This window comes from Sphingomonas sp. PSPC2-2, from assembly GCF_049897725.1.
Lineage (GTDB): Bacteria > Pseudomonadota > Alphaproteobacteria > Sphingomonadales > Sphingomonadaceae > Sphingomonas.
This window is the reverse complement of record NZ_JAFCWU010000008.1, coordinates 21,559-47,211: the sequence shown is the minus strand read 5'-3', so window position 1 is coordinate 47,211 and position 25,653 is coordinate 21,559. Positions and strand designations below refer to the sequence as shown.

At 64.5% G+C, this 25,653-nt stretch carries 16 protein-coding genes; 5 read left to right on the top strand and 11 right to left on the bottom strand.

Features of this window, described 5'->3' with window-relative positions; genetic code table 11:
* Window positions 1–122 precede the first annotated feature (122 nt).
* Window positions 123–953: a 23S rRNA (adenine(2030)-N(6))-methyltransferase RlmJ gene (locus ACP7BY_RS14800; protein WP_033964696.1), complete on the bottom strand. Its 831-nt coding sequence runs from the start codon at window positions 951–953 to the stop codon at window positions 123–125.
* Window positions 954–1,183: 230 nt separating this feature from the next.
* On the opposite strand from ACP7BY_RS14800, the gene gpmA reads away from it, so the two are divergent.
* Window positions 1,184–1,870, top strand: coding sequence for a 2,3-diphosphoglycerate-dependent phosphoglycerate mutase (gene gpmA / locus ACP7BY_RS14795; protein WP_033964695.1), 687 nt, complete (start codon window positions 1,184–1,186; stop codon window positions 1,868–1,870).
* Between the two features lie 18 nt (window positions 1,871–1,888).
* On the opposite strand, the gene ACP7BY_RS14790 is transcribed toward gpmA, so the two are convergent.
* Entirely contained in the window at window positions 1,889–2,539 is a 651-nt protein-coding gene (locus ACP7BY_RS14790; RefSeq protein WP_137902709.1) for a hypothetical protein, read from the bottom strand.
* 119 nt (window positions 2,540–2,658) lie between these two features.
* On the opposite strand from ACP7BY_RS14790, the gene purE reads away from it, so the two are divergent.
* Window positions 2,659–3,162: a 5-(carboxyamino)imidazole ribonucleotide mutase gene (gene purE / locus ACP7BY_RS14785; RefSeq protein WP_052192586.1), complete on the top strand. Its 504-nt coding sequence runs from the start codon at window positions 2,659–2,661 to the stop codon at window positions 3,160–3,162.
* A gap of 159 nt (window positions 3,163–3,321) precedes the next feature.
* Complete coding sequence (locus ACP7BY_RS14780) at window positions 3,322–4,389, top strand: 5-(carboxyamino)imidazole ribonucleotide synthase (protein ID WP_137902710.1); 1,068 nt, start codon at window positions 3,322–3,324, stop codon at window positions 4,387–4,389.
* A gap of 255 nt (window positions 4,390–4,644) precedes the next feature.
* Here ACP7BY_RS14780 and ACP7BY_RS14775 read toward each other — a convergent pair whose 3' ends face one another.
* The 4 genes from ACP7BY_RS14775 to ACP7BY_RS14760 all read right to left on the bottom strand — a co-directional run bounded on the left by ACP7BY_RS14775 (window position 4,645) and on the right by ACP7BY_RS14760 (window position 12,483).
* Window positions 4,645–4,947 (bottom strand): hypothetical protein, encoded by a 303-nt coding sequence (locus ACP7BY_RS14775; RefSeq protein ID WP_033966640.1) that lies wholly within the window; start codon window positions 4,945–4,947, stop codon window positions 4,645–4,647.
* Between the two features lie 23 nt (window positions 4,948–4,970).
* Window positions 4,971–7,781: a M16 family metallopeptidase gene (locus ACP7BY_RS14770; protein ID WP_137902711.1), complete on the bottom strand. Its 2,811-nt coding sequence runs from the start codon at window positions 7,779–7,781 to the stop codon at window positions 4,971–4,973.
* 78 nt (window positions 7,782–7,859) lie between these two features.
* Window positions 7,860–10,001 carry a penicillin acylase family protein gene (locus tag ACP7BY_RS14765; RefSeq protein WP_033966635.1) on the bottom strand — a complete coding sequence of 714 codons (2,142 nt, stop codon included), beginning with the start codon at window positions 9,999–10,001 and terminating at the stop codon, window positions 7,860–7,862.
* Between the two features lie 166 nt (window positions 10,002–10,167).
* Window positions 10,168–12,483: a TonB-dependent receptor gene (locus tag ACP7BY_RS14760; protein WP_052192504.1), complete on the bottom strand. Its 2,316-nt coding sequence runs from the start codon at window positions 12,481–12,483 to the stop codon at window positions 10,168–10,170.
* A 216-nt stretch (window positions 12,484–12,699) separates the two neighbouring features.
* Here ACP7BY_RS14760 and clpB point away from each other — a divergent pair, with 216 nt between their 5' ends.
* On the top strand, window positions 12,700–15,279 hold the full coding sequence (gene clpB, locus ACP7BY_RS14755; protein WP_137902712.1) for an ATP-dependent chaperone ClpB: 2,580 nt from the start codon (window positions 12,700–12,702) through the stop codon (window positions 15,277–15,279).
* Window positions 15,280–15,339: 60 nt separating this feature from the next.
* On the opposite strand, the gene ACP7BY_RS14750 is transcribed toward clpB, so the two are convergent.
* The 5 genes from ACP7BY_RS14750 to xseA form a co-directional block, all read right to left on the bottom strand.
* Window positions 15,340–18,369, bottom strand: a complete 3,030-nt coding sequence (locus ACP7BY_RS14750) for a TonB-dependent receptor plug domain-containing protein (protein ID WP_033966642.1) — start codon at window positions 18,367–18,369, stop codon at window positions 15,340–15,342.
* 273 nt (window positions 18,370–18,642) lie between these two features.
* Window positions 18,643–21,624 (bottom strand): TonB-dependent receptor plug domain-containing protein, encoded by a 2,982-nt coding sequence (locus ACP7BY_RS14745; protein ID WP_137902713.1) that lies wholly within the window; start codon window positions 21,622–21,624, stop codon window positions 18,643–18,645.
* 192 nt (window positions 21,625–21,816) lie between these two features.
* Complete coding sequence (locus tag ACP7BY_RS14740; RefSeq protein WP_081988822.1) at window positions 21,817–22,755, bottom strand: M23 family metallopeptidase; 939 nt, start codon at window positions 22,753–22,755, stop codon at window positions 21,817–21,819.
* Complete coding sequence (locus ACP7BY_RS14735) at window positions 22,752–22,952, bottom strand: DUF2093 domain-containing protein (RefSeq protein ID WP_033966632.1); 201 nt, start codon at window positions 22,950–22,952, stop codon at window positions 22,752–22,754. Before ACP7BY_RS14735 ends, ACP7BY_RS14740 begins: the two co-directional genes overlap by 4 nt.
* A gap of 30 nt (window positions 22,953–22,982) precedes the next feature.
* On the bottom strand, window positions 22,983–24,365 hold the full coding sequence (gene xseA / locus ACP7BY_RS14730) for an exodeoxyribonuclease VII large subunit (RefSeq protein WP_137902714.1): 1,383 nt from the start codon (window positions 24,363–24,365) through the stop codon (window positions 22,983–22,985).
* Here xseA and purD point away from each other — a divergent pair.
* Window positions 24,365–25,630, top strand: a complete 1,266-nt coding sequence (gene purD, locus ACP7BY_RS14725; RefSeq protein WP_033965127.1) for a phosphoribosylamine--glycine ligase — start codon at window positions 24,365–24,367, stop codon at window positions 25,628–25,630. The two genes, xseA and purD, sit on opposite strands and share 1 nt — an antisense overlap.
* Window positions 25,631–25,653: the final 23 nt, after the last annotated feature.

The window sequence follows — 25,653 nt, the reverse complement described above, 5'->3', positions numbered from 1 at the left end:
GGAGCACAAGCAGCGATAGTCCCCAGCCTGCCTCCGACAGCGCGCGGATCTCGCTAGATGTTTTCTTCGCCGCCTGCAGCGCGGCAATTCCTCGTTTGGCGAAGGGCCGATGCGGTTTTCTTTTAACCGCCCAGCCAATCGGTGATGATCTCGCCTTCATGCCCCTCGGGTGCCAGCGTGGCGCGCAGGGCTTCCAGCAGCGGCGGCAGCGCTTGCGTGAAGGCGTAAGGCGGATTTACGATATACAGGCCGGCACCATTATAGAGGCCCGGCTGATCGCTATCGTACAGCCAATGCTCCACCCGCAGCAGTTTCGGGATGCCGAGCCCCCGCATCTGCTCCCGCCACTGCCCATGCGTCGCGCGGTCTTTTAGCGGATACCAGATCACCGTCACGCCATGCGCCCATTTGCGGTGTGCAGCGCCAAGGGTGGCGGTGATCCGGTCGCGTTCATCGGTCTGCTCGAACGGCGGGTCGACCAGCACCACGCCGCGCGCTGTGCGGGGCGGCAACATCGCCAGCCAAAGCTCGTAGGCGTCGCGCTCATGCACGGCAGCGGAGGTGCCGCGCATCACGCCGCGCAAGGTATAGGCGTCTTCAGGATGTTTTTCGTTGAGGATCAGAAAATCCTGCGGGCGCAGAAGCTGCGCCAAAATCCGCGGCGAGCCGGGGTAGAAGTGGAGCTCGGCCCCGACATTCACCGCCTGTACGGCGGCGCGATAGTCGTTCAACAAAGGGTTCGGGTCGGCAAAGGCCCGCAGCACGCCCTGCGTGAACTCGCCGGTACGCCCGGCCTCCTCGCCGTCAAGGTCGTACAGCCCGCAGCCGGCATGGGTATCGATCAGGGTCAGCGCGCCCGGTTTTTGCTGCAAGGCCCGCACGAGGGCGATCAGCAGGCTGTGCTTCACGACATCGGCGCTGTTGCCGGCATGGAAGGAATGGCGATAATTCATTGCGACACAAAATCCCGACGATCTGCCTTTTATCCGAAGTGCCGGGCGCGGTGGCCGAGCGCGCGGCGGTGGAAGGCACCAATCCGGTGCGCGTATAAAGTCGGGCGGAAACCTTCAACGCCCTTCTGCGCGGGTGGCATCAAACCCGCCTGTTGATCGCGCCGCCGTGAGCGGATACCCGGCGGGGCATGTTGCGCCCGGCCTGTCGCCGGGTAAGGAGACCGCGCCTTATGCCTAGCCTCGTCCTGATCCGCCACGGCCAGTCCGACTGGAACCTCGAGAACCGTTTCACCGGCTGGTGGGATGTCGACGTGACCGCCAAGGGGGCCGAGGAAGCGCGCGCGGCGGGGCGGTTGATGGCGGAGAAGGGGCTCGATTTCGACCTCTGCTTCACCTCGCTGCAGACGCGCGCGATCAAGACGCTCAATCTGGCGCTGGAGGAAATGCAGCGGCTGTGGCTGCCGGTCGAGAAGGACTGGCGGCTGAACGAGCGCCATTATGGCGGGCTGACCGGGCTCAACAAGGCCGAGACCGCCGCCGAATATGGCGACGCGCAAGTGCATATCTGGCGCCGCAGCTTCGACGTGCCGCCGCCGCCGATGGCACCGGGCAGCGCCTATGACCTGTCGCAAGACCGCCGCTACGCCGGGATCGACATCCCCGCGACCGAAAGCCTGAAGGACACGATCGCGCGCGTGCTGCCCTATTGGGAGGGGCGAATCGCGCCCGCTTTGCGCGCCGGGCAGCGCGTGCTGATTTCGGCGCATGGCAATTCGCTGCGCGCGTTGGTGAAGCATTTGTCGGGCATTCCCGATGACGAGATCACCACGCTGGAAATCCCGACCGGGCAGCCGATCGTCTATGAGCTCGACGACAGCCTCGCCGCCACCGATCGTTACTATCTGAACGAGCGGTAGCGGCGGGCCGCCCCCGGCTTACTGGCCGGTGGTGACGGTGGTGGTGGTCTTCTCGGTCGCGCGCGGCGCGGGGCGCTTGGCGGTGTGGCGCACGGTCTTGCGCACCACCTTGTGCGTCGTCGCGGCGGGGGCCGGGGTAGCGGTCTTGGTGGTTTCGGTCGTCACCGTCATCGTCGGTGGCGGCGTCGGCGCGGCGGGTGCAGCGATCACCACCGGCGTGGCGCGCGCAGCGGCGGCATCGGCCGCTGCGGAGGCTGCGGCCTGTTCGGCAGCGGCCGCACGGGCGTTGGCGGCAGCGGCTTGGGCCTGTGCGTCGGCGGCGGCATCGCGCGCATTCTCGGTCACGGCGCGGGCAGTCTGGGTGCGCGCACGCTGCGCCTCGCCCAGCGCGGTGTCGGCGAGCTGGCTGGCATGATGCGCGGCGGCGATCGCCTCTTCCTTCTTGCCGCTGGCGAGATCTTCCTGCGCGGTGCGCAAGGCGGCCTGTGCCTCGGCCTGCAGGCGCGGGGTTTCTGCAGTTGCACCGACCTTGGCCGACGCATCGATCTTCGCGCGCGCCTCGGCGATGGCGGCCTCGGCGCGCTCGTGTTTGCCTTCGGCAAAAGCGGGGCTGGAGAAAGCGAGTACCGCGGCAAGGGCGGCGATCGACGCTGTAGACTTGCGGTTCATTGGGTTTCTCCTTGGGATCTGTTCTCGTGCACCCCCAACCCCTGCCGAGACGCACAAGTTCCACGACGAACCGTTTGCGAGAGTTGCCCTGCCCAGCGCGGGCCGCTAGTCCCGACGGCATGGCCACGCCCGAAACCCCCGCCGCGCGCCCTGTCGTCGGCATCATCATGGGAAGCACCTCCGATTGGGAGACGATGCACCATGCCGCAGAGCTGCTCGCCGAGCTGGGGGTCGCGTATGAAAGCAAGGTGGTGTCGGCGCACCGCACGCCGCAGCGGCTCTATGATTATGCGGGCAGTGCGGCTGCGCGCGGGATCAAGGTCGTGATCGCCGGCGCAGGCGGCGCTGCGCATCTGCCGGGCATGGCGGCGGCGCTGACGCATGTGCCGGTGCTGGGCGTGCCGGTGGAAAGCAAGACGCTGAAGGGCGTCGACAGCCTCTATTCGATCGTCCAGATGCCGGCGGGGATTCCGGTGGGGACGCTGGCGATCGGCAAGGCCGGGGCCAAAAATGCAGCGCTGCTGGCGGCAGCGATCCTGGCGCTGTCGGATCCGGGCTTGAGCGAGCGCTTGCAGGCTTGGCGCGCGGCGCAGACCGAGAGCGTGGCGACCGATCCGGCGTGAGTTTAACGTTTCTCCCCTCCCTGGAAGGGAGGGGCTGGGGGTGGGTCGGCTGATGGCGAACGGCACGCCCGACTACGGGCCGACCCACCCCCGCCCCCTCCCTTCCAGGGAGGGGAGGAAACGCAGTCGATTTTCTCTTCACCAAGCGGACGGACCAGCATGACCCCCCTTCCCCCCGGATCGACCATCGGCATCCTCGGCGGCGGCCAGCTTGGACGGATGCTCGCGGTGGCGGCGGCGCAGCTTGGCTATCACACGCGCATCCTCGCGCCCGATGAGGAAGCAGTGGCGGCGCAGACCGCGTCCAGCTTCACTCGCGCCGATTATCACAGCCGCATCGTGCTCGATGAATTTGCAGCTGCCGCCGATGTGATCACCTACGAGTTCGAGAATATCGCGCTCGATCCGGTCGAATATTTGGCGGGCAAGGTGCCCGTCCACCCCGCCCCCGCCGCACTTGGCATCGCGCAGGATCGAGCGGTCGAAAAAGCCTTTGTCCGCGACATTGGCGGACGCACCGCGCCCTGGGCCAAGGTCGAAACGCTCGCCGAACTGCAGGCGGCGGTTGCGGAGATCGGTACGCCCGCGATCCTCAAGACGCTGCGCATGGGCTATGACGGCAAGGGCCAGATGCGCATCACCTCGCCCGCCGACATCGCGGTGGCGTGGGATGCGATCGGTCGACGCCCCGCCATTCTCGAAGGCTTCGTGACGTTCAGCCACGAATTCTCAATCCTCCTGGCCCGACGTGGCGATGGACAGATGGTCAGCTATCCGCCGCCGTGGAACGAGCATAAAGACGGCGTGCTGGCGCGATCGACCCTGCCCGCCCCCGCCGAGGTCGCCGCGCACTGGGGCGAAGCGGCGGCACTGGCCGGGCGGATCGCCGATCAGCTCAATTATGTCGGTGTGCTGGCGTGCGAATTCTTCGCCAGCGCCGATGGCCCGGTGTTCAACGAAATGGCCCCGCGTGTCCACAATTCCGGGCATTGGACGATCGAGGGTGCGGTGTGCTCGCAATTCGAGAACCATATCCGCGCGATTTGCGGGCTGCCGCTCGGCGACACCGGCCTGACCGCGCCCACCGTGGCGATGGAAAATCTGATCGGCCATGATGCCGACCGCTGGGCCGAAATCCTCGCCGAGCCGGGCGCGCATCTGCACCTGTACGGCAAGGAGACGCGGCCGGGGCGCAAGATGGGGCATGTGACGCGGCTGGGGCGGTAAGGTCGGCATTCCCAGCCCCCGTTCGTTTCGAGCGAAGTCGAGAAACCAGCGCCCGGTGTGACGGGTTTCTCGACTTCGCTCGAAACGAACGGGAGGGTGGTGGTGCTGAGCGGTTTCTGCGGCAGAGGCTGCGCGCGTGGAGCGCCCCCTCCACCATGCGCTTTGCGCATGGTCCCCCTCCCGGGGCCGGGAAGGATTAAAAAAGGCCCGCGATCCTGGTGGAGCGCGGGCCTCTTTTCGTCGGGATCGAACGGCTCAGGCCGCGCGCGTGCCCGTCATCGGGAAGCTGCCGAACGCGCCCGCGCCGACCGAACCGGTGAGCGTGTCGCCATCGGCGGTCGCTTCGCAGGTCAGCGTCATCGGCATCGGCACGACGATCGACATCGTCCACTTGATCGTCTCGCCATCGACGATGCCGTCGGTGATTTCGGCGCTGCCCTGCGCGCCGACTTGGCTTCCGGTCCAGCTAGCGCCGTCGGTCTTGACCGTCAGCACGGCCTTCTGGTCGCCCAGCGGCGACTTGACGATGGTATCCCAGGTTCCGTCGATTGCAGCCATTGTCTCTCTCCTGACAAGAATCTTCAACGCGCATCCGCGACGGATGCGGCGGGCACCACCTCAACCGGCAACCCGATGCTGTCAAGCTGGCCACGGACCTTCGCCGCATCGCCGACGACGATCCAGACGGTCTTGGCCGGGTCGATTGCCGTGCGTGCCGCAGCGTCAAGCTCGGCTGCCGTCATCGCGCGATATTTTTGCGGCAGCGTCGCGTAATAATCGTCGGGTCGACGATACAGGTCGTTTTGTTGCAGTGCGCCAAGCACGGCACCCGACGTTTCGAAATTGCCCGGCAGCGAGCTGATCGCATCGGTGATGGTGCGGTCGAACTCGTCCTTGGTGATGCCCTTGGTGGTCAGGAACTCGGCAAAATCGGTCCGCAGCGATTTGATCGATTCGCCGGTCTTGTCGGCCTGCACTCCGGTGCCGAGCAGATAGGGTGTGTCATGCTGGGCGCGGCGGAAGGAGCCGTTGACGCCGTACGACCAATGCCGCGCCTCGCGCAGGTCCATGTTGACGCGCGACAGGAAATCGCCGCCGAGCGTGTCGTTGGCGGTGATCACCGGCAGCAGATCGTCAGTGCCGACCAGTCGCGTGGGAATCCCGGCGATGATGAACGACTGCGGCGAATCGGGCCGGTCGATCAGCACTATCTTGGGGGCAGACGGTACGGCCTTGACGGTGAAATCCTTGACGCCGGCCGGGCCGGTCGGCGTCCAGTCGCCGAAGCGCGCATCGAACGCCGCCTTCACCTCAGCCAGCGGACGATCGCTGACGACGAAGATCTTGGCCTTGTCGGGGCGAATCCAGGCTTGCTGGAAGGCAATCAGATCGTCGCGCGTCAGTGCCGCCACCGCCTTGGCATCGCCGCTGCCGAACGACTTGGCATAGGGATAGGCCGCGCCGTAGATCAGCTTGGGATAGACGCGCGTTGCCAGGCCCTGCGGGCTGGTCAGCTCGGCCGAGATGCGCGAAAGCTGCTGGTTCTTGACGCGGGCGACTTCCGCCGGATCGAACTTCGGATGCCGCACGATATCGGCGAGCAATTCGGTCGAAGCGGCAAGGTTGGCGCTTGGCGTGAACAGGCCGACAACGGTGCGATCAGCCCCCGATCCGCTGGTAATGTTCGCGCCCAGCCGCTCTTTCGCTTCGGCAATCGCGATCGAATCGCGCGTGAGCGTGCCCTCGTCGAGCATGTCGAGCGTCAGTGTCTGCGTGCCGAGCTTGCCCGGCACATCGGCGGCGACACCGGCATCAAAGCTGATCGACGCCTGCGTGATCGGCACGGCGTTGCGATAGGCATAGACCAGTTCGATGCCGTTCTTGAGCTTGGCGTGCTCGACCTTGGGGAAGTCGAGGCTCGCCAAGGTCCCGACCGGCGGCAGCGCACCGCGCGTGCCCTTGAATTCAGGCTCGGGTGCCGCCGCGACCTTGGCCGGCGGGGTCGCCTCGACATAGGCATCGCGCGCGCCGGGCACGACGGTCAGCGCATAGACCGGGCGCGTCAGCCATTTCGCGCTGGCCGCTTTGACTTGCGCGGGCGTCTGCGCGGCGAGTTCGGCGAGCTGCTTTTTGTAGAAGCCGGGGTCGTTCTCATACAGCGCGCCTTCGGCAAGCGCGACCGCCTTGCCGCCGAAACCACCGGTCGATTCGAGCCCGGCAATGCGTGCCGCCGCATCGCGCGTCGCAACGCGCTGCACTTCATCTGCAGTCGGGCCGTTGGCGATGACATCGGCGATGATCTCGTCGAGCCGCTTGGCGACGAGCGCGGGGTCGACGCCGGGCCGCACATCGGCGCTGACCACGAACATGCCGACCTGCGCGAAGCTCTCATTGTTCGCCGACACGCGCACCGCGAGCTTTTCCTTGCGCACCAGCGCATTGTCGAGGCGGCTGCTGGCGAGGCCCCCCAGCACTCCGGCGGTCACATCCAGCGAGACCGCTTCGGGGTTGTTGAGGCCCGGCACCGCCCACATGCGATAGATGCGGGTGGTGGCAACACGGTCCTTGATCGTCTCAACCTTGGGCGCGGCCAAAGTCGGCACATCGGCGGCGGGGACGACGCTCTCCGGCCCCTTGGGGATCGCGCCGAAATACTTCTCGACCAGTACCTTCGCCTTGGCGGCGTCGATATCGCCCGACAGCACCAGCACCGCATTGTTGGGGCCGTAATGGCTGCGGAACCAGCTCTTCACATCCTCGACGCTCGCCGAATCGAGATCGGTCATCGATCCGATGGTGGTGTGGCCATAAGGGTGCGTGGTGGGGAACAGTGTCTCGGTCTGCTTGTACTGCACCAGACCAAAGGGCTGATTATCGCCCTGCCGCTTCTCATTCTGCACGACGCCGCGCTGCTCATCGACCACGCCGGGGGTGATCGCCCCGAGCAGATAGCCCATGCGGTCGCTTTCGAGGAACAGCGCGCGATCGAGTGCTGCGACGGGCACCGTCTCGAAATAATTGGTGCGATCGAAATAGGTCGTGCCGTTGAGATCGGTCGCGCCGATCGCCTTGGTATAGGTGAAATAGTCCTTCGGCGCATTCTCGGAGCCGTTGAACATCAGATGCTCGAACAGATGCGCAAAGCCGGTCTTGCCCTTGGGCTCGAACTTCGAACCGACATTGTACCACACGCTGATCGCGACGACCGGGGCCTTGCGATCGGTATTGACGATCACGCGTAAACCGTTGGCGAGGCGGAATTCGCTATAGGGAATATCGACTTGCTTGACCAAGTCCGCGACCGGAACGGGCTTGGGCGCGGTCTGCGCGACGGCGGGCATCGCCAGCGTTGAAAGGGCCACGCCACACAGCGCGAACAGCTTGACGGTCATTGATGGTTCCCCTGGCGATGTCGTTGGTAAACGACTGTACTGATTAGGTATAGCAGTGGCCGGTTTCGTTACAATACGTCACGGCCGATACACACGCTCGACGCTGGTCCGTAAGTCGTCGCGCCAGAACAATACCGGCTTGGTTTTATGCGCGACGAACAGCGGGGCCTGGTCGGCATAATGCGGTGACCGCGGCCGAGTCGTCGCCGCACCATAAGGCTGCACCGATTCCGAGCTGACGCGGCCTGCCTTGTCCCACGTCATGAACATGATGAAGCTGTCGCCATGCTTCACCACCAGCCGCCCGTCATCGGCTTCGTCCCAGGTCGAGGCCGCGCGGAGCACATCGGGGCCACCGTCGAGCGGCAAGTCGACCGCGCCATGCCGCAGGCGCAACACCGTGCCGAGTGGGGGATCGAGCGTGCCGAAATGCCGTTGCAGATACCCCGCCGCCTTGGCCAGCGCATCGCGCGGGTCGAGTTCGGGGCGGCGCGGATAGTGCCATTTCTGCCCCGTGCGCAGCAGGATCGCGGCGAGCGCCTGGCCGCTGTGATGGCCATCGAAATCCCAGTTCCAGCGCTTCAGCAACGCTTGCGCCTGCACCAGTTGCGCGTCGCCGCGCGGGTCGACGCGCGCGATATCGCCGTACCAGCGCGCCGCCCAACTCAGGCGGCTGATGCCCGTGTCATATTTGATGCGCCGCAGATCGTCGGCACTGATCGAGGGATGCGCCCCCATCAGCTCGACCGCGCGCGTACCGCGATTGGTGGTGTCGGTTTCGATGCCGAGCAGTGGCGAATAGTCGCCGGGCTTGAGTTCGGAGCCTGCGCCCGCCGCCTGGAACGGGGTGTTGTTGGCGTTGACGAGGAAGCCCGAGGCCGGGTTCACGTTGCGCGGCACTTGCGCGAACGGCACCGTGCCCAAGGCGAAATCGCGCGAGGTGTCGCCGGGCAGGACATGAAGATAGTCGAACCCCGGCTTCCGGTTGGGGAAGCTCGCATTGTAGAAATAGGCGATGTTGCCCTTGGCGTCGCCGTACAGGAAATTGGTCGCGGGCACGCCCTGGATCGCCAGCGCCTTCTGCCATTCAGCAAAGTCGCGCGCGCGCGTCAGGCGGTAATATTCCTCGATCATGCGGAGCTGGTCGGCCCCGGCATAGCGGATCGCATAGGCCCCACTCTTGTTGACGATCACCGGCCCCTGCACCGCGCGATACGCCATTTTGGGGATCGGCAGCACGAACGGGCCGAAGCGCACCTTCAGCCACACGCGCTGCGCCTGCAACGGCCGCCACGCCCCGTCGAAGCGGTAGTGGGTGCGATCGGCATCCAGCACCAATTTGTAGACATCGGTCAGATCGGGGCGGTTGACGGTGTTGGTCCAGCCGAGATGTTCGTTATGCCCCAGCACCGGGAAGGGCACGCCGGGAAAGGTCGCGCCCGAAAAGTGCCAGCCGGTGCCCGATTGCACGCTCAGTTCATACCAGGCGACCGGGCCGCTCCACGGCTGATGCGAATTGGCGATGACGCGGGTGAAGCCATCGGCCGAACGCTTCGGGCCGACGACAAAGGCGTTCGAGCCGTTGGGCATGGCTTCGCCCCTCGCCGGTAACGCCGCCGGATCGGCGCTGTCGGGCACCGCGCCCGCGCTTTCGCGCGGCAGCGGCGTATCGCCCGACAGCGCCCCGAGCGTCTGGTCGAGCCCGAAGAAGAACGGGGTGCGCAGCACGAAGCCGGTCGCAATGTCCTCGCCATTGGCCGGGAACAGCCGCGCAAGCCGGATTTCGCCCGGATGCCGCCGCGCATATGCGTTGAGCCCGCTGGCATAGGCATCGAGCAAGGCGCGCACGTCGGCCGGCTGCTTCTGATAATCGCGCTCCGCAGTTTCGCGGGCACCGAGCAGACGGAGCGTGTAATCGACCTTGGCCCCGTCCGCGCCTTGGAGCGCGCCGAGGCGTCCCCGCGCCATCGCGACCGCCTCCTGCAGCGTCGCGAAATCATCCTCGGCATGGGCATAAGCCACGCCATAAGCGACATCGGGATCGGTCTTGCCGAAGATATGCGGCACACCGAAACGATCGCGGGCGATGACGCTGTCATAATGGTGGACCCGTGGTGGCGTGACGCGGATCGCGACCAGCGGCTCCCACACGGCGAGCCCGACACCCACCACCAACACCAGCACGCCCAACCCGGCCAGCACCCGCCGCAATCCCCGCATCCACCCTGCCCTCTTATCGTTTGCGGCAAGATGTAGCTGGGCGATCCGGCCGAGACGAGGGGATTGTTTCGCGAGGCTCGTGCCGTTTTCCCGCAAAAGCGCGGATCCAGGGTTACAAGCGAAGCGCCTGCAACCCTGGGCTCCCGCTTGCGCGGGAGAACGCGCGTTAGAACCCCGCCTTGATCGTCACGAAATACTGGGCGGGCGCACCCGCCAGCAGCGTCTGGTTGTCGCCCGAATAGCCGAAGCCGTTCGACCCGATCGTCGAGATATATTTCTTGTCGAACAGATTGGTCGCGTTGCCCTGGATCTCGAACTTGCGATCGGCGATCGTCACCCGTGCGCCGATCGTCGCGTCGACCAGCACGCGTCCGGGCACCGATTGATCGTTGGTGTAGGTGAAATAGCGGCGGCTCATATAATCCGCGCCGATGCGACCGAAGAACATGCCCTTGTCGTAGGTCAATTCGCCCTTGGCGAGATGCTTGGGGGTGTCGACGGTTTGCTTGCCCTTGATGTTCTGCACCAAGCCGCCGACCGTCACGTTGTCGCGATAGGTCGAGTCATTGTAGCTGTACGAGGCGAATACGCCGAAGCCATAGCCAAGCTTGGCCTCCAGCGCGGTTTCGAGGCCATAAGCGCGGACCGAGCCCACATTCGACAGAATCGGCGGGTTGCCGACGATGCCTGCGCCAACCGTCTGGGCGAGCGTGCGGTTCTGGAAATCGACATAATAGCCGGCCAGCAGCGCGTTGATCCCGCGATAATGATAGCGCGCGCCGACTTCATAGGTGTCCGAGGATTCGGGCTTCAGCTTGTTGGTCGTCAGCAGGGCGTTGAACCCGGCTTGCGTGGTAGCGAACGGTCCGCTCGTCGCCGCCGCGACAAATGCGCGGGTCACTTCGGTGAAATCGCCGAACAATTCGACCTGATTGCCCAGCTTGTAGTTGAGCCCGGCGTGCGGCTGGAAGAAATCCTTCACCTGGATGCGGCCCGAGGCGAGCCCGCCCGACACGATCGGCGTGGCCTTGTTGGTGACCGAGAAGCCCTTCCAGCCGAGATCGACCGTCAGATCCCCGAGCGCGATCTTGTCCTGCACATAATATTGCACGGTGTCGGTTTCGTAGGTGTTGTACCACTGGGTCGCGAACGGCAGATATTGGAAGTGCAGCGCATCGCGCGTCGGCGTGGTGCGGCTGTCGAGGCCATAGAAACGCCGTGCCTGGCGGAAGTCGTTCACCTCGTACCAGCCGCCAACGGTGATGTCGTTAAAGGCGAGCTTGGTGCCAAGCGAGCCGAACACGCCCTTGCGGTGAATGTCATATTCGGTGGTGCGCACCGAGATCGGCACGCCCGACGGGGAAGGAACATAAGGCGTGAACCAGATGCCCTGGCCGTGGTTGGAATGGTAATAGCCCTTCAATTCGCCATGCACCGTTGCGCCCTTGGCGGTCTCGATCCCCAGGGACGCGAGATAATCCTGCCGCAGACCGGCGGCGTCGTAATAAACGTCATCGGCATTGGCGTAGGGCGCGGGGGTTACCGTGCCCGCCGCCGGATTGAGCTTGGGTGCGCCGGTATAGCCGCTGTTTGCCCCGGTGTCGGCGATCAGCACCGCCAGCGGGAAATTGTTGGAAATATTGTCGTTGCGCAGCCCGAGGCGCTTGATCATGTCGAGCGACAGATCCTGATAGTCATTTTCCCGGCGATCCGAAAAATCGAAGGTGCCGACCAGCCGCACCGGGCCGACGGGCGCGATGAACTTGGCGTTGACCTGGTTCTGGCGCTGCACGCCATAGCCCTTCCACTTGTCGGTATCGAGAAAGCCGTAAGAGACATAGGCGCTCGGCCCGTTCTCTCCGAGGACACCGGTGTCGAGGCGACCGAAGGCGCGCACGGTATTGGCGCTGCCATAGGTGCCGTTCAGCGTCAGCCCGAAGGTCGGTTTCGGGTCGCTCGAGAAAAACTCGATCGTACCGCCAAGGTTGTTGGTCGCTTGTGTCCCGATCGAACCCGCACCCTGCGACACTTCGGTACGGCCAACGTTTTCGGGCGAGATCGCGCGGCTGATATGCAAGCCGTTGGTGTTGCCATAAGAGCCGTCGCCGAGCGGAATGCCGTCGAGCGTGAAGCCGATCTGGTTCTGGTTGAAGCTGCGGATCGAGACGCGCTCGGACCATTCATACGCGCCAAAGGCGTCGGCCGACTGGAAGTTGACGTTGGGCAGCTTGGCGATGGCTTTGAGCGGGCTGGTGCCGGGAGCCAGGATCGCGAGATCGGCCTGGCTGAGCTGCTGCACTTGCCGCGTCTGGCCCTTGCCGACGATAATGATGTCGCCGCCCGCATCATCCACGGCAGGCGGAGCCTCGGGTGCCGGGGCATCGGGAGCTGGTGCTGGTGCGGCAGGGAGGTCTCGGGCCGAGGCGGCGAGCGGCCACGCCAAGGCAGCACCCGCGAGTAGGCAAAGCGTAAAGCGACGCATGGTCGGTCCCCTGAAAAGAGTCTTTTTTGCAGGGCACTACTCCCCGCGCCCAGTGCCGCGCCTAGCCATGCTGCGTTGCGGAAATACGTAAAATCCGCGTCAAGCGGATGACGTTTTCTGCTGGTACATCGGGCACTTCAGAATCGTGCGCGAGTCACTCTTGTGTTGCAAAAGTGCAACACTACATCGGGACGGAAGAAGGAGGGATACTTCCATATGAATATCGAAAAATTCACCGATCGCGCCAAGGGATTCCTGCAATCGGCGCAAACCGTCGCGATCCGCATGAGCCATCAGCGCATCGCCCCCGAACATATCCTCAAGGCACTGCTGGAAGATGAGCAGGGCATGGCCTCGGGCCTGATCGCAGCGGCGGGCGGCGACGCCAAACGCGCGGCGACCGAGACCGACCTCGCGTTGTCCAAGATTCCCGCAGTGTCGGGGAGCGGCGCGCAACAGACGCCGGGGCTCGACAATGATGCGGTGCGGGTGCTCGACCAGGCCGAGCAGATCGCGACCAAATCGGGCGACTCCTTTGTCACGGTCGAGCGGCTGCTGGTCGCGCTGGCGCTGTCGCTCAATACGGCAGCAGGCAAGGCGCTCAAGACCGCAGGCGTTACGCCCGAGGCGCTCAACACCGCAATCGATCAGGTTCGCAATGGCCGCGTCGCCGACAGCGCCAGCGCCGAGGACAAGTTCGACGCGCTGAAGAAATTCGCGCGCGACCTGACCCAGGCGGCACGTGACGGCAAGCTCGACCCGGTGATCGGCCGCGACGAGGAAATCCGCCGCACGATCCAGATTCTGGCGCGGCGCACCAAGAACAATCCGGTGCTGATCGGCGAACCGGGCGTCGGCAAGACCGCGATCGCCGAGGGCCTCGCGCTGCGCATCGCCAATGGCGACGTGCCCGATACGCTGAAGGACCGCCGTCTGATGTCGCTCGACATGGGCTCGCTGATCGCGGGTGCGAAATATCGCGGCGAGTTTGAGGAGCGGCTCAAGGGCGTGCTCGACGAAGTGAAGGCCGCCGAGGGCGACATCGTCCTGTTCATCGACGAGATGCACCAGCTGATCGGCGCGGGCAAATCCGAAGGCGCGATGGATGCCGGCAATTTGCTGAAACCGGCGCTCGCGCGTGGCGAGCTGCACTGCGTCGGCGCGACCACGCTCGATGAATATCGCAAATATGTCGAGAAGGACGCAGCCCTCCAGCGCCGTTTCCAGCCGGTGTTCGTCGGCGAGCCGACCGTGCCCGATACGATCTCGATCCTGCGCGGGCTCAAGGAGAAATATGAGCTGCACCACGGCGTGCGCATCACCGATGCGGCGATCGTGGCAGCAGCGACGCTCTCCAACCGCTACATCACCGACCGCTTCCTGCCCGACAAGGCGATCGATCTGATGGACGAGGCCGCCAGCCGCATCCGCATGGAAGTGGAGAGCAAGCCCGAGGAAATCGAAATCCTCGACCGGCGGATCATCCAGTTGAAGATCGAGCGCGAAGCGTTGAAGCGCGAGAGCGACGAAGCGTCGCGCGACCGGCTGGTGAAGCTCGACGCGGAACTCGCCAATCTCGAACAGCAATCCTCCGAGCTGACCACGCGCTGGCAGGGGGAGAAAGACAAGATCTCGGCCGAAGCCAAGCTCAAGGAGCAGATCGACGCAGCGCGCCTCGAACTGGAACAGGCGCAACGGGCCGGCGATCTCGCCAAGGCGGGCGAGCTGTCCTACGGGCGCATCCCCGAACTGCAACGGCAATTGGACGCGGCAGCGGGCGCGACCAAGGGCGCGATGCTGCGCGAGGAAGTGACCAGCGAAGACATTGCCGGGGTCGTCGCACGCTGGACCGGCATCCCGGTCGAGCGGATGCTGGAAGGCGAACGCGACAAATTGCTGCAGATGGAAGCGACGATCGGCAAGCGCGTGATCGGCCAGCAAAATGCGATCCGTGCGGTCTCCACCGCCGTGCGGCGCGCGCGCGCGGGGTTGCAGGACCCCAACCGCCCGCTCGGTTCGTTCCTGTTCCTCGGGCCAACCGGCGTCGGCAAGACCGAGCTGACCAAGGCGCTCGCCGAATTCCTGTTCGATGACCCGACCGCAATGGTGCGGATCGACATGAGCGAGTTCATGGAAAAGCACGCGGTTGCCCGGCTGATCGGTGCGCCTCCGGGCTATGTCGGTTATGAGGAAGGCGGCGTGCTGACCGAGGCAGTGCGGCGGCGGCCCTATCAGGTGGTGTTGTTCGACGAGGTCGAGAAGGCGCATGGCGATGTGTTCAACATCCTGCTGCAAGTGCTCGACGACGGGCGGTTGACCGACGGCCAGGGCCGCACCGTCGACTTCACCAACACGATCATCGTGCTGACCTCCAACCTCGGCAGCCAGATCCTCACGACGCTGGGCGAAGGCGAAGACGTCGCGAGCGTCGAACCGCAAGTGATGGAGATCGTGCGCGGGCATTTCCGGCCCGAATTTCTCAACCGGCTCGACGAGATCGTGCTGTTCCACCGGCTCGGGCAAGCGGAGATGGCACCGATCGTCGACATCCAGGTGCAGCGGATCGCGACGCTGCTGGCCGAGCGCAAGGTCTCGCTGGAGCTGACCGATGCTGCGCGGGCGTGGTTGGGGCGGGTTGGGTACGATCCCGTCTATGGCGCGCGGCCGCTGAAGCGCGCGGTGCAGCGCTATCTGCAAGACCCACTCGCCGACCTGATCCTGCGCGGCAGCGTGAAGGATGGCGCGACGGTGCGGGTCGACGAAGGCGACGGCAGACTGGAGCTGGCCGTCGAGTGATAAAAAAGGGGCGGCTCCTTTGCAGGAACCGCCCCTCCGCGTTGGTGTGATGCGGTTGGCTTACCAGTCGATCTTCGCGCCGAAGCGGACGAAGCGGCCGATGAAGCCCTGGCTTTCCCATGCCACGTTGTAGCCGAAGCCCGTGTCATAGGTCTGGCCCGGGTTGAAGTCGGGCTTCACGTCGAACACGTTGAGGACGTTTGCATAGAAGGTGAAGCGGTTGCCCACCTTGATGCTCGCGCTCATGTCCACATCGATGAAGCGGCGTGCACGGCACTTGAACGGCGAACCATCCGAATAGGTGTAGACCGAAACACCGCCATTGTTGGCGCAATCGCCCGGTACGCCACCATAGTCGACCGAAGCCATGTCATAGCCGCTGGTGTAATATGCCGTCGCGCTCAACGTACCCTTGCCGTTGAAGTCGAGCGTATTCTGCCAGCTGCCGCGCCACTTCGGCGCACCCGAGCACGAGGTGATGTTGCACGGGCTGAGCGATCCGTCGAAGCGCTGAACCGTACCGTTCGGCTGAACCTGCTCGAGATTGATCAGATAGGTCGCATCAACGCGGCTGGTCAGGTTGATGCCGTTGCCCAGCGGGATCCGCGCGGTACCCGACATATCGAGCCCCGACGTGGTTTCCGAAGTCGTGTTGATGAAGCTGTACTGGATGAAGCCCAACTGCGGCAGCGCGTTCGGGAAGTTGGGATCGGCGACGCCCGGCTTTACGGTGATGCCGGGAACATTCACGACGCCGTTATTGGCATAATAGGCCGCAGCCACGCCCGAATAATCCGGTGCCCCGATCAGACCCTTGATCTTGATGTGGTAGTAATCAAGCGTGAAGGTCAAGCGGCGGGTCGGCTCGAAGACGATGCCCCCGGTGATGCTGGTCGACTTCTCGGGCTTCAGATTGGGGTTGCCCGCCGAGGTCAAACCATAGCTGTACGGCAGCGTCGCGTAGGAGTCGCCGCCATGCGCGGCGATGTATGCCGCACCGCCGGCCTGGGTCGGCGAAACCGTCGACGTGATATAACCGGTCGTCGGCTGGCCATAGGCTTCCTGGAAGCTCGGGATGCGGAAGCCGCGCGACCAGGTTCCGCGGATCCGCAGCTGCTCGATTGGCTTGAAGATCGCGGTGACCTTCGGCGAGAAGTTGCTCTGCCCCGACGAATAATCGTCATAACGACCGGCACCGCTCAGCGTCAGCATATTGAACAGTGGCGCATCAATTTGGAAGAAGGCCGACTTCACGTTGCGGCTGCCCGCCGTGCTCACCGAGTTGATGCTGTAATAGCGGTCGGCAGGATTGATCTCATTCGGCGCGTTCGCACTCGGATTGTTGACCGATTCGTAGCGATACGCGCCGCCGACCGCCGCCGTCAGCTCGCCACCGGGCAAGGTAAAGAACGACTTGGAAACCGACGCCTGGACTTGCCACAGCTTCGATGTCGACAGATTGTTGTTGGTCGGCGCGATATAGTCGCGCGTTGCCTGCGTGTTGAGCGACGGATCGACGAAGTTGAACGAGCCGTCGTTGATCACGTTGATCAGGCGCTGCGGATTTAGGTAGTTCTTGTTGGTAACCTTCAGATCGACCTCAGAATAGGTCGCATCGGCATTGTACTTCCAGCCTTCGCCGAACGTGCCCTGGATCCCGCCTGCGAAACGATAGGTTTTCGTGTCGGTTAACGAGATACGCGGCTGATCGTAGCGATAATTGACCCGCGCCTGCTGACCAAGTGCCGCAAACGGATTGTTCGGGTTGAGCGTGCCATTGGCTGCGGTGCACGCCACGGTCGTGCCGCGCGGACAGACGTAAACCGGCAAGAGAACCGGGCTAAGGGTGAACTGCGTCCCGCCCGCTGCGGTCTGGCCGGCGAAGCTCAGCGGCGAAATGCTGCTGTTGGTCTGCGTCTCGTAGAAATTGCCCATCAGATAGGCCTGCGCCTTGCTGCCGACATTGACGGTCAGATGCGCCGTCGCCCCGAAGCGCTGCTCCTCTGGAATTTCCAGCAGATAATCTTTGACGTTATCCTGCGAGCAGACCAGCGAGCCGGTCGGCGTACCTGCCGCTGCCGCTTGCGCTTGCTGCGCCGGGGTCAGGGTGATCGCGGTAAGGTCCCGACAGCCAGCGGCGGGATTGAGCAACTGGAACTGCGAGCCGGCAACCGGGCTGCCGTTCAGATAGGGCCGCGCAACCGGCACGCGCGTCGAGCCAAGGCCGCCGAAGCTGCCATCGCCCTGAATGCCGTTGATCGTCTCGTTGGGCAGACAAGTGCCGCCCGCCTTACAGATCGCGCTGTAATTGTTGGTGTTCCACGGATAACCACGGTCGCGCGCGTAGATCGGGTTGTCGTGCTGGAATTCGGCATTGACGTAGAAGTTGAAGCCCTGCTCGCTGAGCTTGCCATAGCCATAGGTCAGATCGGCGCGCGTTTCGCCGCCGTCCCCGCGCTGCGAGATGCCGGCCGATGCGTTGGCGTGCAGACCGACGATCTCCTTCTTCACGACGACGTTGACGACGCCCGCGACCGCATCCGCACCATAAGTCGCGGAGGCACCGTCCTGCAGGACGTCGACCTTCTCGACGACCGACTGCGGAATGGTGTTGAGATCGACGAAGCTGCGCTGGCCGTCATCGCCGAGCGGGTAAATTGCCGAGCGCAGACCGTCGAACAGGGTCAGCGTGTTACCGGTGGTGAGGCCGCGCAGCGAGACAGCGGTCGCGCCGGTGGCGAAACCGAAGCTGTTCCAGGCACGCGTCATCGTGCCTGCACCGTTGGCGGGAATGGTCTGCAGCGCTTCGGCAATGGTGTTCTGACCGCGATTGGCAAAGTCTTGCGCGGTCAAGGTGTTGATCGGGGCGGCCGTCGCGGCGGCGCTGTTACGGATCAACGAACCCGTGACCACGATGTCCTGGCCCTGGCTGCCCGTGTCGGGCTGCGCCTGCTCGGGCACTGGCGCGGTCGACGGTGCGGCGGGTTGCTGGTCCTGCGCAAATGCTGGCACTGCAGCAAGCAGTAGCGCAGTGGATGCGGCCCCCGTCAGCAGCCGTGCCTTGCGAGCGATGAAGTCTGTTCCGATCACGTCTTTTCCCTTGCTGACCGCACGCATCTACGAAAATTCGCACCGCGGCGTTGTTTGCAAGTCTCGTGACCGAACATGTGCTCGGCCCCCCGAGACATGCGCATGGGATGAAGCGCCCAAGGCACGCTGTAAAGTGAGCCGCGCACGCCCGACTACGCTTTCATTTCACTCTGTTACATAAAAACAACAACTTCGTTACGCGTTTGCAACAGGTTAACGAAAAAGGGCGGCCCCTTCGCAGAGACCGCCCCCTTCCAACAAATACGCCGTACCTTAGAACTTAAAGTGTGCGCCCGCGCGGAACGTGCGACCAACGATGCCGGCCATGTGCCAGGTCGGCAGATAGTTGGCACCCGAATACGACGCTGGAGCAAGCGGTGCCTTCTCGCCGGTGATGTTGCCGACGAACAGGTTGAACGTGAAATTGTCGTTGACCTTGAAGGCCGCACTCACGTCAGCATAGATGAAGCGCTTGATGTAGCAGAACTGATCCGATCCGTTGGCGGCAACGTACAGCGCTGCCGAGCAAGAGTGGCTCGTATCCCCTTCGTCAGCCGCCACTTCCTTGATCCGCGACACGTAATAGGTCGTCGCGGTCAGCGAGAGCGGGCCATATTCAATCGTGTTCTGCCAGTTGCCACGCACGCGCGGCGTACCGGCACCCGACGACAATTCGTAAGGTCCAAGCGTACCGGCATAACGCTGGACGGCAGCGCCGCCGCCGGGATTGAGGTCATACTGGATCAGATAGGTGAGATCGAGGCGGCTGCTGAACTTGACGTCGTTGGTGATCGGCAAGCTCACATTCGCACCGAAGTCGAGGCCCGAGACCGTAACGGCACCAGCGTTGACGTAAGGCACGTTGACGATCAGCACGCGCGGCAGGGCGTTCGGGAACAGCGGATCGGGCGCATCGATGGCCGAAACCGAATAACCCGCCGGCAGTGCCGTGCCTGCAAAATAAGCCGCACGGGCAGCGCCCGCATCGGGTCCGGTTACGATCACGTCGGTCTTCTTGATGTTGTAGTAATCGACGGTGAAGCTGACGTTGCGGACTGGCTCGACCACTACACCTGCGGTGAAGCTACGCGATTTTTCCGGCTTCAGATTGGGGTTGCCGGTCGCGCCCGAACCAAGGCTGTACGGCTGGATATACGGATTGGTGCCGGCATTGCACGACGTCAGCGTACCCGTACCGCCATGTGCGAGGATGAAGCTGCACGGCGGGGTGAAGGTCACGAAACCGGCATAGCTCGAACGCGGATTGTTTTCGGCGAAGGTCGGCGCACGGAACCCGTTCGAATAGGTACCGCGGATTGCGATCTGCTTGATCGGCGTCCACTTGGCACCAACCTTGGGCGAGAAGTGGCTGAATCCTTCCGAATAATGGTCGTAACGTCCCGAACCGTTCACCTCGAGGGTCGGCAGGATCGGCGCGTTGACTTCGAAATAGCCAGCATAGACGTCATGCGTACCAAAGGCTGCCGACGTGTTGGCATATTTGGTGAGACCGACGTCAACGCCATTGTTCTCTTCGGTTTCGTGGCGGAACTGGCCGCCGACCGCAAACTGCAGGTCACCACCCGGAAGCGCGAACAGATCCTTGGCGATCGACCCGTCAAGCGAGATCAGCGAAGTGTGCGAGGGCACCGAGTAGGTCGGCGCGATCAAGTCGCGAACAGCCTGAGAATTGAGCGACGGATTGACGAAGTTGTAGGCACCGGTGTTGACCGCTTTCTTCAGCCCGGCAATGTCGATGACACCATATTCGGTGATCGAGAAATTGTCGCGTGCGCCGACTGCGTCAATTTTCCAATGATAGCCGCCAGCGATGTCGCCGTTAAAGCCGACCGCGCCACGGAACACTTCGTTGTTGCGCACGGTGCCGACGGGAATGTCGCCAAAGGCATAACGGATGCTAGCGGCATTCGCCATCGCGTCCGCTGCGGTTGCCGCGGTATTCGTGGCATAGGGATTGTTCGGGTTGAGGGTACGGTCGGCCGCCGTGATGCAGTTGATGCCAGCCGCGCAGACGAAGTACGGCAGCACGATACCCGGGTTGTTCGACGACAGCGCCGGTGAAGAACCATAAGGCTGGGTCTGCCGGATCGAAGACGGGGCACGATTGATCGTCACCTGGCTATGCGAGTAGCTGCCCGTTGCATATCCTTCGATCGCGTCGCTGACGCGGAAGCTCAAGCGACCCGAGACGTTGTAGCGTTCCTGCGCCGGCTGGATGTCGTTGTAGCGGGTGCCATATTCCTTGCCATAGTCGTGCTTACAGCCCGTGCCGCCAGACGCGCCGGCCACGGTGAAGGTACCGTTCACGCACTGCGCGGTGCCGCCGAGCAGCGTGTAGGTTCCCGATGGCGTGCCGCCGGTGAACGGATCGTTGAGGTTGCTCTGCGATGCGCGGCGCACGACAGCATTGGTCGATGCCGTCGTTAGCGAGCTGTCGGCGGAATTGTTGTCGTTGCCGCCGATCGAACTCAGATCGTTGGTATTATACGGGAAACCGCGCGTAGTCGCGCCAATTGGACGGTCCTTCTGATATTCACCGTTAATGTAAACGTTCCAGCCTTTTTCCTGATAATCACCATAGCCGGCGGTCAGGTTGGCACGGTAACGGGCACCGTCACCCTTTTCGGTCACCCCACCTTCGACGTTGCCGTCGATACCGGTGAAATGCTTCTTCATGATGATGTTGACCACGCCGCCGATCGCGTCGGCACCGTAGCTCGACGATGCGCCGTCCTTCAGCACTTCGATCCGCTCGACCGCGCTGAACGGGATCGAGTTGAGATCGACATAGGCGTTGTGGCCGTCATCGTTGAGCGGGAAGTTGGTGCTGCGAAGACCGTCGATCAGCACCAGGGTCGACGAAACGCCGAGACCGCGCAGCGACACAGCAGCACCGCCGGCCGAGAAGCCGTTGGTGAAGCCGGTCGAGATCGACCCCGCGCCATCGGCCGAAATCGAACGGACGGCGTCATTGATGTTGGTGATACCGGCCCGCGCCAGCGTCTCGCTGGTCAGGACGGTGACCGGCGAAGGAGTCTCGGTGTTGGTACGCCGGAAGATCGACCCGGTGACGACGATGTCCTGATTCGCCTCGGCAGTGGCCGGTGCCGGCTCGCTTGCCGGTGCGGGCGCGGTCTGCGCAAATGCCGGGCCGGCCGAAAGCGCGATCAGCAGCGCGACGGGCGCGGCACTTGAACGAAGGCGCGCAAATGCGCGAGCTTGCGTGGTCTGCATCAATGAAAAACCCCCAGATGGTGCGCAATGGCGCAGCGTTGCGTCGGCGATCCCGAACCCCCGGGATCACCGCAATGATGCTAGACTGTAACGATCCCACAGCATTGTAAAGAGGCCGACACGGAACTTTCGCCAAGTGTCGCTGCGGTGCAACACTCTTGCGTCACCCGCTTTACGCCCGCCGCAAACGCCTCACTCGCTGCGCGGCATCGGCCCTGCGACGAGCAGTGGATCGATCTTCGCATCGTGCCATTTCAGGCTCCAGTGCAGATGCGGTCCGGTCGCGCGGCCGGTCATGCCCGAGAGCGCCACTGGCTGCCCGCGGCGAACACGCTCGCCCACGCGCACGTCGATGCGCGACAAATGCAGGAAGGCGGTGTTGAGGCCCATGCCATGATCGATCATCAGCAAATTTCCCTCCAGCGTGAAGGGATGGTCCGCCGCCAGGATTACCACGCCATCGGCGGGAGCAAGGATGACCGAACCTTGCGGCTTGGCGATATCGACACCTGAATGATACGATCCCGCCTCGCCATTCTTGTAGATGCGCTGCGATCCGAACAGCGTGGAGATGCGGCCGGTGGTTGGCCACAGGAAGGTCTGCCGCCACCCTTGCGAGTCCGACGAAACGCGCCGCGCGGCGTTGATCTGCGCCAGTTCGGCCGGGCGCAGCCGATCGAATTCGGGTTGCGGCAACGGAATCTTGGGCAAGGAATTCAGCCGCGAAATGTCCCAGCCACGCGGTGCGATACTGAGGGTATCGCGAACCACGCGCCCGTCATCGAGCGTCGCGACGAGGCTGGCGCTTGGCTTGGCGTCCCGGTCGAAGGCGATCAGGAAACGCCCGTCGGGCGCGACCGGGACGGTTTCGCCGTCGAAGGACAGCAAACTGGTATTGGACGGCGCGATGCCGATCACCAGCCCACCCTGGATCAGGCTGCCCGAATAGCTGAAGCTGGTCCGCTGCGGCTCGCGCTGCGGCTGCGGGGTGGCCCGGCGCGCGACCGGCGGCGCGCTGACCGGCTGAACCGTCGGGCGTTCGGGCGCGGTGGTACAACTGCCCAAGGCAACCAGAGCCACCGACCCGATTGCCCCCCAAACCGTTCGCGCCAGCCCCCCGCGCCGCGTCATTCCGATGCCATCGCCTCGGTCGCGATTTCAGCGCTGGCATAGGCCTCCTGCCGCGCGACGCTCCAATAGCGCAAATCGTCGAGCGCGATCCGCGCCCCCGATACCGCGCACAGGACATGATCGCCGGGGGCGAGCACGCGAAAACCATTGGCCATGAAATGCAGGCGCGCGGGGCGATCGGTATTGGACATCAGCATAAGGCGCGCTTTTCAAACAGCGATGGCGGATCAGAGCAGCGTCGGCTGCTCGGGCTTGGGCGCACCATAGGCTTTGGTGCCCGCGCGCTCAACCTTGGCGTCAACCTGACCGTCCCGAAAATGGAGCGTCACGGTGGCGGCAGCGCGCGCCGCATCGGCCGAGCCGACCACCGCACCCGATGGCCGCGCCGAGACGAAGGCATAACCGCGATCGAGAATGGCGTTGGGGCCGAGCGATTCGACCAGCCGCCACGTCGCCGCCAGCCGATCGCGCGCGCGCTCCAATTGGCGATCGAGCGTCGAAAGACGGAGCGCGCCCGCCGAGCGATCGAGCTGGCCGCGCGCCACCACCACGCGGCGTTCCAGCCCGCGATCGAGCCGCGCGCCGAGGTCGTCCGCTTTCTGCCGCTGCGGCCCGAGCAGCGCGTCGCGGCGCGGCAGCACGCGCACCAATGCGGTCAACTGCTCGCGTCCGCGATCGGCATAGCGCCGCGCGCATTTCTCGGTGCGGGTGCCATAGCCCGCCAGCGTCAAACGCAGATCGGCGAGTACCGGCACCGCCATCTCGGCCGCCGCCGTGGGCGTCGGCGCGCGCAGATCGGCGGCGAAATCGGCGAGCGTGGTGTCGGTTTCGTGCCCCACCGCCGAGATGATCGGGATGCTGCACGCCGCAATCGCGCGCACCACCACTTCCTCGTTGAACGACCACAGATCCTCGATCGAGCCACCGCCGCGCGCGACGATGACGAGGTCGGGCCGCGTCTCGGGCGGCATCGCATCAAAGCCGCGCACGGCGGCGGCGACTTCCTCGGCCGATCCCGCCCCCTGCACCTTGACCGGCCATACCAGCACATGCGTCGGGCAGCGATCCTCGAGCCGGTGGAGAATGTCACGGATGACGGCACCCGTCGGCGAAGTGACGACGCCGATCCGGCGCGGCAGGTACGGCAGGCGCTTTTTGGCGGAGGCAGCGAACAGCCCCTCGCCTGCCAATTTGGCCTTCAATTTCTCGAGCAGCGCCATCAGCGCGCCCTCGCCCGCCAGCTCCATGCGATCGATCACGATCTGATATTTGGAGCGGCCGGGATAGGTGGTGACCTTGCCGGTCGCGATCACCTCGGCCCCGTCCTGCGGGGTGAAGCCCAATTGCGCGACATTGCCCTTCCAGATCACGCCGTCGATCACGGCGCTGTCGTCCTTGAGGCTGAGATAGGCATGGCCCGAGGCGACGCGCTTATAGCCCGAAATCTCGCCGCGCAGCCGGACGAAGCCGAATTCGCTTTCGACCACGCGCTTGAGCTTGCCGGCCAGCTCCCCTACCGAAATCGGCGCGGCGTTGTCCCCTGCGACCGGCTCGTCTAGGAGCGCATGGACGCCCTCTCGCCGGGCAATCTCTAGAAAAGGGTCCGCCATTGAATGTCCTGTTGATCGGCTCGGGTGGTCGCGAACATGCGCTGGCATGGAAGCTCGCGCAATCACCGCGCCTCGGTACACTGTTCGCCGCACCCGGCAATCCGGGCATTGCAGCGCATGCCGAAATCGCAGGGCTGGATGTGACCGACCACGGCGCCGTCATCGCCTTCGCCCAGGGAAAAGCGATTGAACTGGTCGTGATCGGCCCGGAAGCGCCGCTGGTCGATGGCCTGGGCGACAGCTTGCGCGCCGCCGGGATCGCGGTGTTCGGGCCGAACAAGGCTGCCGCGCAACTGGAAGGATCGAAGGCCTTTACCAAGGCGCTGTGCGACCGCGCTGGCATCCCGACCGCAGGCTATGTCCATGCGACGAGCCGCGCCGAGGCGCGCTTTGCCCTCGATCGCTTCGGCGTGCCGGTGGTGGTCAAGGCCGATGGTCTCGCCGCCGGCAAGGGCGTGACCGTGGCGACCACGCGCGAGGAAGCAGAGGCAGCGCTGGCCGATCTGTTCGGCGCGCGCGGCGGCGAAGCGGTGATCGAGGAGTTTCTGGAGGGCGAGGAAGCCAGCCTGTTCGTGCTGACCGACGGCAAGGACATCCTGTCCTTCGGCTCGGCGCAGGACCACAAGCGCGTCGGCGAGGGCGACACCGGCCCCAATACCGGCGGCATGGGTGCGTATAGCCCGGCGCGGGTGCTGACCCCCGAATTGGAACAGCGCGCGATCGACGAGATCGTCCGCCCGACCGTGGCCGCGCTGGCGGAAGCGGGCACACCCTTCTCCGGCGTACTCTATGCCGGGCTGATGCTGACCGCAGATGGCCCCAAGCTGATCGAATATAATGCGCGCTTCGGCGACCCCGAATGCCAGGTGCTGATGGCGCGGCTCGACGAGGATCTGCTGGAGGTGCTGCTGGCGGTGGCCAACGGAACGCTCGGGCAGCGCGGGGCCGCCAAATGGGTCGAGCAGACTGCGCTGACGGTGGTGCTCGCCGCCAATGGCTATCCCGGCACGCCCGAGAGTGGCGGGCGGATCGACGGCATCGCCGAGGCCGAAGCGACCGGCGCGACGGTGTTCCAGGCGGGAACGCGGCTGCAGGACGGGCACATCGTCGCCAGCGGCGGGCGCGTACTGGCGGTCACCGCGCTGGGGGCCGACATTGCCGAGGCGCAGGCCGCCGCTTACCGCGCGGTCGATGCGATTGCCTTTCCCTCGGGCTTTCACCGCCGCGACATCGGTTGGCGTGAGATTGCACGCGACGCGCGCTGACCGGTTGCGCTAACCTTCCGAAA